Origin of the sequence: Mesorhizobium sp. M7A.F.Ca.CA.004.06.1.1 (assembly GCF_003999135.1) — a bacterium.
In the GTDB taxonomy this organism is placed as follows: Bacteria; Pseudomonadota; Alphaproteobacteria; order Rhizobiales; family Rhizobiaceae; genus Mesorhizobium.
Genome location: NZ_RZPQ01000805.1, coordinates 1 through 2,590, shown reverse-complemented (window position 1 = coordinate 2,590; position 2,590 = coordinate 1). Strand labels below are relative to the sequence as shown.

3 protein-coding genes and 1 pseudogene are annotated in these 2,590 nt (G+C 63.4%); 3 read left to right on the top strand and 1 reads right to left on the bottom strand.

Features of this window, described 5'->3' with window-relative positions:
- The 3 genes from EN906_RS30415 to EN906_RS37520 all read left to right on the top strand — a co-directional run.
- The coding region (locus tag EN906_RS30415) for a sugar phosphate isomerase/epimerase (RefSeq protein WP_164777477.1) at window positions 1-618 on the top strand (618 nt) is incomplete at its 5' end.
- Between the two features lie 340 nt (window positions 619-958).
- Complete coding sequence (locus EN906_RS30410) at window positions 959-1,312, top strand: cupin domain-containing protein (protein WP_127266678.1); 354 nt, start codon at window positions 959-961, stop codon at window positions 1,310-1,312.
- A 425-nt stretch (window positions 1,313-1,737) separates the two neighbouring features.
- Window positions 1,738-1,932 carry a hypothetical protein gene (locus tag EN906_RS37520; RefSeq protein WP_164750860.1) on the top strand — a complete coding sequence of 65 codons (195 nt, stop codon included), beginning with the start codon at window positions 1,738-1,740 and terminating at the stop codon, window positions 1,930-1,932.
- Window positions 1,933-2,199: 267 nt separating this feature from the next.
- Here EN906_RS37520 and EN906_RS30400 read toward each other — a convergent pair.
- Window positions 2,200-2,590: pseudogene (locus tag EN906_RS30400) on the bottom strand (hypothetical protein); the annotation flags it as partial.

The window sequence follows — 2,590 nt, the reverse complement described above, 5'->3', positions numbered from 1 at the left end:
GCGCTGACGCGCGATCTCGGCGGCCGGAAGGTCGCCGGCATTCTCTCGACCAGCCACGGATTGCAGGTCGAGGCGCCGACGCGCGCTCAATGGCAGCGCAGTGCCGGCACGCTGGCCAAGGTTGCCGAGACAGCCAAGGCGGCCGGCGTCACGCTCAACCTCGAGATCGTCAACCGCTTCGAAAGCAATCTGCTCAACACCGCCGCGCAAGGGCTGGCCTTCATCGAGGACACAGGCTCGGACAACATCTTCCTGCATCTCGACACCTTCCACATGAACATCGAGGAGGCCGATGTCGGGCTGGCCATCCGTCATGCCGCCGATAAGATCGGCTATGTCCATATCGGCGAAAGCCATCGCGGCTTCCTCGGCACCGGCAATATCGATTTCGCCGCGATCTTCGATGCGCTGACTGCTATCGGCTACAGCGACGACCTCAGCTTCGAATCCTTCTCTTCGGAAATCGTCGATGAGAACCTGTCGAAGAAGACCGCGATCTGGCGCAATCTCTGGACGGACAACATGGCGCTGGCCAAGCACGCGCGTGCTTTCATCGGTCTGGGAATGGAGACGGCAAGGCGCAAGGCGGAACTCGTCTCGGCGCGGCACAAACCCTGACCCGCCCGTCGAGAGCCGAAGGACGCGGCGTGCGCCGCAGGGCAGGGCTCCGAACTCAGATTAACAAAAAGCCTCGTGGTAGCCGGTGTTGGTAGCTTTTGTGCCGCCAGTTTTTCCGAGATAGGAATTTTTTCTTGACTCGGTGACCTCAGCTATGGTACATATTTGCTTATGGTGCTGATTTGCGCCAGTGACCCGCCGCACAGGCGGGTTTTTTGTTTGATGCACCGTCAGCCAAGGTGCCGGCCGTATGGCGCCGGCATTGCTCGCGGCAGGTGCATCGGTTATTTGACCGGCCAGGCAAACAACGCCACGCAATCCACCAAACGGAGCCCAGCACATGACACGCGAGACAATCCTCAAATTCGGCACCGTCGAACACGCGGACGCCGGCGATCTGGCTGGCTGGATCGTCGTCGAGGGCAAGCCGACCATGCAAACCGCCGTCCAGCACACGACCGAGGACGGCAAGGTGCTGTCGGGCACCTGGCGCGCGACGCCCGGTACCTACCACGCGACCTATACCGACTACGAGTTCGTGCACATGATCGCCGGCCGCATCATCATCACGCCGGACGGCGGCACACCGGTCGAGGTCGGTCCCGGCGATGCCTTCGTGGTGGAAGCCGATTTCAAGGGAACCTGGAAGATCATCGAGCCGGTGACGAAGCATTTTGTCGTCAGGGTTGGCTGAGGCGGGGTGATCCGTCTGGCCCGCCATGGTTCGCCATGGCGGAGCTGATCTCTGCATTCGCCCGGGCCTCGGCCAGGCCACTCCCCGGACTCCGGTCATTGGGTCATGAAGGCGTCTGCGGCGTCATCCACGGTCGGCCTCGACGTGAATGATACGGCACTCGCCAGCCAAGCGATCTCTCATCGGCGCTTACCAGCCAAATATCCTTGATACACCGGATCGATCCCCTAGTTCTTTCGGGGGCGCGGCAATCGCTAGGTTGCCTCGGGGGCAGCGGCGGTTCGGCCGTTCTGACTGCACGCCGCGGAAAGACGGTTGGACCGACGCATCCATGGAGGTCGTCGTGCGTCAATCGCGTGGATTCACCTGTGCGTATTTCGTCTTAGCTTGCTCGATCGCCGTAGTTTGCGCAGGAGCTGCAACCGGTGGTCAGCAAGGCGGAGGGCATGGCAACGGCGGCCATGGTTCTGGTGGCCATGGTGGCGGCGGAGGTCATGACGCCGGCGGCAACCACGGCGGCTCGCAGAAAGGGACTGGCGATGACCCCGGCGGCTCCAGTTCGTCGGCGGACGACGGCGAGACCAGCACAAGCGGCACTGCGGCAGCCCCGGGGACGGTAGGTCCGGCCACCGCTACTGCTGTTGCGTCCGCAAGGGGCGGACAGTCGCTCGACCTGCCGGCCGCTCTCCAGCCTCCCAGCGACAGCAACACTCAATCAACAGTCAGCCGAACCGAGGCGTTGCCGGGCGTCCCGGATAAAGTCGTTCGGGCCTGCCATGATGCCATCGAGTCGGCCGCCGCTCCGTTTGGGGCGACCAGCGTGCGCGTCGCCAGCGCGGGCGTCGTACATCAGTTGAGTCGGGCGACGATCTCGGCCCCTATCGAGGTCAGCATCGACTATGTGCGGCCTCGCGTTGCTCGTCCAGAGCCTCCTGAAGCTTAGCGACACGCACCAAAAGAGCTTGGGCGGCGGCTTCGCGCTCGATGCGTGCTCTGTCGAGATCCTCACGATTCATGACAGCTGTAGTACGTTCCCGTGCCAGAGCCTGTGCCGTCTCGGTTGCGGCCTGCTCGGCACGCTCTTTCGCTGAGACTGCTTTGGCTCGCTCCAGTTCAGCCGCCTGGCGCTCGACGCGAGCTTCTTTCAACTCCTCAACGGCCGCTGCTGCTGCAGCGCGTTCTCGTGCGAGCGTTCGCTCCGTGTCAGCTGCGGTCCGCTCCACCTGTTGTCTCGCTGTGACCGCGTCGGTCCGTTCCTGCTCAGCCGCGGCCGTACGC

What these genes read in the sequence shown, in the direction of transcription:
- EN906_RS30410 (WP_127266678.1), top strand. Translation starts at nt 959, where the DNA reads ATGACACGCGAGACAATCCTCAAATTCGGCACCGTCGAACACGCGGAC.